Annotated in this window: 7 protein-coding genes; 1 reads left to right on the top strand and 6 read right to left on the bottom strand. The window is 60.9% G+C overall.

Annotation, left to right across the window (positions count from 1 at the left end; all coding sequences use genetic code 11):
- The 4 genes from CK215_RS30415 to CK215_RS30400 form a co-directional block, all read right to left on the bottom strand.
- Positions 1-838 (bottom strand): transporter substrate-binding domain-containing protein (locus CK215_RS30415; RefSeq protein ID WP_095833138.1); only part of this gene is annotated, 838 nt, incomplete at its 3' end.
- A gap of 54 nt (positions 839-892) precedes the next feature.
- Entirely contained in the window at positions 893-1,642 is a 750-nt protein-coding gene (locus CK215_RS30410) for an ABC transporter permease subunit (RefSeq protein WP_095833137.1), read from the bottom strand.
- A 12-nt stretch (positions 1,643-1,654) separates the two neighbouring features.
- A complete protein-coding gene (locus CK215_RS30405; RefSeq protein ID WP_095833136.1) occupies positions 1,655-2,314 on the bottom strand; it encodes an ABC transporter permease subunit in 660 nt (219 codons plus the stop codon).
- 391 nt (positions 2,315-2,705) lie between these two features.
- Positions 2,706-2,927: a helix-turn-helix transcriptional regulator gene (locus tag CK215_RS30400; RefSeq protein ID WP_095833135.1), complete on the bottom strand. Its 222-nt coding sequence runs from the start codon at positions 2,925-2,927 to the stop codon at positions 2,706-2,708.
- A gap of 171 nt (positions 2,928-3,098) precedes the next feature.
- Between CK215_RS30400 and CK215_RS30395 the strand changes: the two genes are divergently transcribed.
- The gene (locus CK215_RS30395) at positions 3,099-4,034 is read left to right on the top strand and encodes a LysR family transcriptional regulator (protein WP_095833134.1); all 936 of its coding nucleotides are present in this window, start codon (positions 3,099-3,101) and stop codon (positions 4,032-4,034) included.
- 64 nt (positions 4,035-4,098) lie between these two features.
- Here the strand turns inward: CK215_RS30395 and CK215_RS30390 are convergent, their stop codons facing one another.
- Together CK215_RS30390 and CK215_RS30385 are read right to left on the bottom strand one after the other, a co-directional pair.
- On the bottom strand, positions 4,099-4,317 hold the full coding sequence (locus CK215_RS30390; RefSeq protein WP_141245598.1) for a hypothetical protein: 219 nt from the start codon (positions 4,315-4,317) through the stop codon (positions 4,099-4,101).
- A 660-nt stretch (positions 4,318-4,977) separates the two neighbouring features.
- A complete protein-coding gene (locus tag CK215_RS30385; RefSeq protein WP_095833132.1) occupies positions 4,978-5,208 on the bottom strand; it encodes a hypothetical protein in 231 nt (76 codons plus the stop codon).
- Positions 5,209-5,410: the final 202 nt, after the last annotated feature.

Raw genomic sequence — 5,410 nt, 5'->3', positions numbered from 1 at the left:
AGGCTGCCGGCGAGATGTCGGTCTTGAACCATTTCAGGCTGAGCGCTTTGATCGTGCCATCTTTCGTGGCGGCGTCTATCGCCGCGTTGAACTTGGCGAGCAGCTCGGTATCGTCCTTGCGCATGCCGGCGCCGACGCCAGGTCCCCAGAGGCCGCCCTTCAGTTCAGGGCCGAAGAACGCTGCCCCCGATCCAGACGGCGTCTCCAGGAAATCCCGCCACGTGAAATAGTCGGCAAGGCCGCCGTCGACGCGGCCGGCTGCAAGGTCGAGCTTCATGTTGTCCAGGCTGTCATAGCTGCGGATCGTCACGACATCGCCCATGAGCTGCTTCACCACCGCTTCCGAGTTCGACGAGCGCAGCACCGCGATCGCCTTGCCGCTCAGCGTCGCTCGCAGGTGTTCGATGGCCGCCTTTTCCTTGTCTCCGATCGTCGACAAATTGACCTTTTGCCTGATGTCGCCAGGATCGAGACCGAGCTCCTTGCGCACGACGAACTGGTTGAAGCCGCTCGCATAAGGGACAGAGAAGGCGATCGACTGCTTGCGCTTCTCGGTGATTGCCATGCCGGACATGATGACATCGAATTTGCCGACCAGCAGGGCCGGGATGATCCCATCCCAGTCCTGCGGCACGAAGGTGCATTTGATTGCGATGCGGCGGCAAAGCTCACGGCCGACATCGATGTCGTAGCCGTAGAGCTCGCCCTTGTCGTCCGTGCCGTCCCAGGGCGGCGAGGCGCCCTCGGAGGCGATGGAGATGACGCGTTCGCTCGCGCCGGCAGGCAAAGCCGGGATCAGCGACGCGATAGCGAAGGCAATAGCCAGGGGTATGCGCATGATGCACCTCTTTCGTTGGTCGGGATTGGAAGCAGTTTCTGGAGCGGCGCCGCTTCAGGGCAGAGGCGTCGTGACGCCTTCGCCGGGCAGGGGCGGGCGCCATCGTGATCTCGCCCGCTGCGCTGGCCGGCGGTCGGTCGAAAGCCTGCGTTCCAGGAATTGCGTGGCTTTCACGGCAATTGACGTCAACAGCAGATAGATCGCTCCGGCGACGATGAAGATCTCGTAAGGCGCGAAGGTCGTCGAAACCATCTGTCTGGCCATGCCGGTGACCTCGAGCAGCGTTACGGTGCTGGCCAGCGACGAGCCCTTGATCATCCCAACCACCTCGTTGCCGTAGGCCGGGAGCGATATCCGCAAAGCGATCGGGAAAGTGACTAGGCGGGCGGTCTGGAAGCGCTTCAAGCCGAGCGAGGCGGCCGCCTCGATGGCGCCCTTCGGCACTGACTGGAGACCGCGGCACAGGATCTCCGTCGTATGCGCCGCGCTGTTCAGGGAAAAGGCAATAAGCGCGCACCAGAAGGGATCGCGCAGCACCACCCAGAAAATGCTTGCCCGCACCGCCTCGATCTGGCCGAGGCCGTAGTAGATCAGGAAGAGCTGCACCAGCATCGGCGTGCCGCGAACGGCATAGGTGTAGGCCAGCGCCGCGCCCGAGAAGCTGGGACGCCCGAAGGCGCGGACGAAGGCCAGTGGCACAGATAGGAGAAATCCCGCAGTGAGCGAAAGCACCGTCAAGGTGAGGGTAAGCGCAATGCCGGAAGGCAGGACAGCGACCGCGTCGAGCATCAGAGGGAGGTTCATGGAGCGCCCCTCCTAGCGGCCAAGAGCGGGATAGCGCCGCTCGGCCAAGCGGATCGACAGCAGCGTGAGGGTGGTCAGCGACAGGTAGAGGGCTGATGCCGCAAGATAGAAGGTTAGTGGGGAGCGCAAGGATCCGGCTCCGATATAGGCAACGCGCATGACGTCGGTCAGGCCGACGATTGAGACCAGCGCGGTGTCCTTGAAGAGCGAGATCCAGAGGTTGCCATAGGCCGGCAGCGCCAGCCGCAGCATCTGCGGCCCGATGATGAGAAGCCACCGCTGCCAGGCGCTCAGGCCAAGCGCCTTGGCCGCTTCGGTCTGGCCGGAAGGCACTGCGGCGATCGCGCCGCGGAACACCTCTGTCGCATAGCCGCTGAAAACCACCGATAGCGCGATGACGCCGGCGCTGAAGGCGTTCACCTCGACATAGCGGCCGGCGAGCCTGCTGGCCAGCGTGGTCCCGCCGAAATAGATGAGCAGGATGATGAGGAGCTCAGGCACGCCACGCACAATCGTGGTGTAGGCCGTCACGATGCTGGTGAGCCGCGGGTGCGCCGCGCCTTTCGAGATGGCCAGGAACACTCCGGCAGCCGTCCCCAGGCAGCCGCTGATCAGCCCAAGGCTGACGGTCACGGTGAGGGCGACAGCAAACTGAGCAGTAAAACCACCCATCAGGCATTTCCTTGGGGCAAAATACGGTAAGACATGCCGCTCATCTGCAGCTTAGGATCGGCTGGCATACCTACGGTTGTAGGTTTTATAACAAGTAACCAGCAGTTAACTTTTAGACATTGACTATGCTACGACTTGTATTATTCGCCTTCAACCTATAATTTTCATTATTTTTGCTATAAGACATTGTTATAGCGTCGAACTATTCTCAAACGAAGTTTGCGGTTTGCGAATGCCGCGAACGCTGGCCCAGCCTTGCGCCGCCAGGAAAACAGCCGACGCCTTGCCAGCCTGAAGGGCGAAGCGCATCCGGCAAGCGAGCGCGAGCGCGGATCCGAATTGTGCGGAAAGGAAGGCGATTGAGGCGTGGACTGCTGAACTTCGGAGCCAGCTATTTGTCCGCGGAGGTTACGCGCAAAAGAGTGACGGGATCGCACTCCAGGGCCTTCGCGATCCTCTCGGCCACGTCCAGGCTGGGGTTCTTTTGCCCGCGTTCGATGCCGCCCATATAGCTGTAGGCGAGCCCCACTTCGGTTGCCAGCGATTCCAGGGTCATTCCGCGCTTCAGGCGGACCCTGCGAACGTTCGCTCCAAAAATCTCCGCCAGGCGCATGCGCGCATAGCGATAAGCAAACCTTCAGCTTTACCAGTCACTATAGTGACTATATTATAGTGTTCCGGGATTGCGCCCGATCTCGCGCGTGGCGCCCGCAGGTTTTGCTCCGGGTCTGCCAGGCAGCGAACACAAAGGGCATCGGACGATCCGTTAGAAGGAGCGCAGGCAATGGAATTGCTGCCAGGCGGCTTGAAGTTCCGTCAGCTGCAGGTCTTTCGCGCCGTGCTGCGAACGGGCTCGACAAGGCGCGCCGCAGCCGAGCTCGGCATCAGCCAGCCCGCCGTCAGCCAGCATGTCAAGCAGCTCGAGGCGACCGTCGGCCTCACGCTCTTCAAGCGGTCCGCCAACCGCATCGTGCCGCTTCTCGAGGCTTGGGAATTGCTGCGGAACGTCGAAATGGCGCTGACGTCGCTCGGGCGACTGGAAGCATCCATCTTCGCGAGGAAGAATGAAGAAAAGCAGCGGATCGCGATCGCCGCGCCATCCGTGTTCGGTTTCGTGACCCTGCCGAAGGTGGTTGCCGTCATCCATGCCAAGACCGCTTCGAACGTGCGTTCTATCTCGGGCAGCTACGAACAGATCGGGGAGCACATCCTGGCCGGCCGCGCCGACCTCGGCATTTCAAGATTGCCGCTCGACCCGCGCCTGTTCGAATGGGCGCCGCTCGGGTCGGCGCGCAACGTCTGCATCTTTCATCCAGACCATCGGTTCTCGAGACAGGCCCGCGTCGATGCCGAGGACCTTGCAGGCGAGACCATCGTTGATATCGATCCGCAATTCGCTGCCCACCAGATGAATTTCAATGCGCTGCGCTTCGCCGGCGCGGAGCCCGACATTCTGGTCGAGTTCGATTGCAATGGTCACGAAGCAGGGTACGTGTCAGCTGGCCTTGGCATTGCGATAACCAACGAGATTATCGCGCGCGAGTACGCTGCGTTCGACCTTGAAGCGAGGCCGGTGGAACCCTCGGCACTTTATCACTATGTCGCGATCTGGCAGAAGGGCCGCACGTTCTCCGGTGCATTGAACACATCGCTCGAGGCGATCATCGCCGCCTTCTCAGAACCCGCTGCAGATGTGCCACCACCGCCTGCAGCAGACTAAGATGGCCGGCGCCTCCCGTTGGGAGATTGCCTGAAGCATTCCTTGGCGCGCAAGCCGGCCAACCTTAAAGGCGGCCCGAGGCACCAGACTTGAAGGCATATTTGTAAACCGTGCGGTTTCCTTCATCGGTCACCCGCACCCAAAAGCGTTCATCTTTCCGGGCCGTGACGTGCTTGCCGGTGGCCTTTCTGGCGGCCTCCCAAGGGGTGTCTGCGCTGGCGACGCGATGGGAAATCGGCATGTCGCCGATCATCTCTTCCACCCTGTAAAGCCTAACCGTCATCAGGCTCACTCCAACAAAGGAGCGTCCCAACTTGCACTCGATCAGGTTGTTCCCTCTCGAGCGTATCTATCCTCTGGGGTCTCGATCACTGCCGGCAGCCACCCCGCGACAGGCCGGGTCGCCACAGCTTCACCTGATGGAAAAATTGCAATCAGGGCGGCGCGGCACAATGCAGCTTAGACAATAGTGCCCGGCCTGCGGGGGTTTTGGGAGACCTACGGTAGACAGGCCGGGCTTGCCCCCGTTTTGGGTAGAGGGGCAAGTCTAGATTATGCGCCACCTTTCGGCGGCGATCAGCACCGCTAGGGCGGCTTGGCGGGGTGAGCACCCTTGGCGGAAGGCATGACCAGGGCCGGCAAAAAAACAGGCAATGGCGGAGGCGGCTTTGAGATCGCTATGATCGCTGTCATCGTTGCGGCTGCCATGGGGCTAATCGTAGTCGTAGCTACGGAAATGCAGTGAATGCCAGTTGCACCTGCCCCCGACGCTCTTGACAACCGGCGATAGCACAGGCCAGTTTCGCCGCGTTTTAAGACCAAATCGGGGGAATTCCTTTGAAGAAGACATACGAGAAACCCACACTGCGCAAGCGTGAGCGCCTGGCCACGGTTGCGGCCGCCCCGATTTCTGGGCCGCCGCGCTAAGCTCGCTCGCCTTAGATCAAAGCCCGTCGGCGCTGGTCGGCGGGCTTTTTTCTTTTTCCCTCACATCGAGCAATGCCGCGAGGACTTCGGCCGGAGCTTCGACGCCAATGAAGCTGCGAACGAGGTCAGATGCATGCCTTTCCCATTCTTGTGGCGGAAGACAACCTTCTACGACCGAACGCCGGAAGGCTTCTCGAAAGACGTCAAATTCAAAAGCGGAAATGAAATTTGCAGAGCGCTTGCTCATGGCTTTCTCCCTGCGGAATTGGGCGAAAGCACCTGAGTTGACTTCCAAGCGCCCGTTTGCCGTGAAGGTGCGGGCGACGACAGTACCTTACACCCGCACCATGACGTGGTCACTCTCATTTGTTGTGACCTTGCCCCTCTGATCTAATCCGGTTTGAAGTTCGTTCTGGCCCATCGAGAGGACCAGGACATGAAGCGCAGCC

The sequence above is a fragment of the Mesorhizobium sp. WSM3864 genome (genome assembly GCF_002294955.1).
Taxonomy (GTDB): domain Bacteria; phylum Pseudomonadota; class Alphaproteobacteria; order Rhizobiales; family Rhizobiaceae; genus Mesorhizobium.
Note: the sequence above shows the minus strand (reverse complement) of the source record. Positions and strands in the feature narration are given on the sequence as shown.

Coding starts and splice junctions, on each gene's coding strand:
- CK215_RS30410 (WP_095833137.1), bottom strand. CDS start 1,642: ATGAACCTCCCTCTGATGCTCGACGCGGTCGCTGTCCTGCCTTCCGGC.
- CK215_RS30405 (WP_095833136.1), bottom strand. CDS start 2,314: ATGGGTGGTTTTACTGCTCAGTTTGCTGTCGCCCTCACCGTGACCGTC.
- CK215_RS30400 (WP_095833135.1), bottom strand. CDS start 2,927: ATGCGCCTGGCGGAGATTTTTGGAGCGAACGTTCGCAGGGTCCGCCTG.
- CK215_RS30395 (WP_095833134.1), top strand. CDS start 3,099: ATGGAATTGCTGCCAGGCGGCTTGAAGTTCCGTCAGCTGCAGGTCTTT.
- CK215_RS30390 (WP_141245598.1), bottom strand. CDS start 4,317: ATGACGGTTAGGCTTTACAGGGTGGAAGAGATGATCGGCGACATGCCG.
- CK215_RS30385 (WP_095833132.1), bottom strand. CDS start 5,208: ATGAGCAAGCGCTCTGCAAATTTCATTTCCGCTTTTGAATTTGACGTC.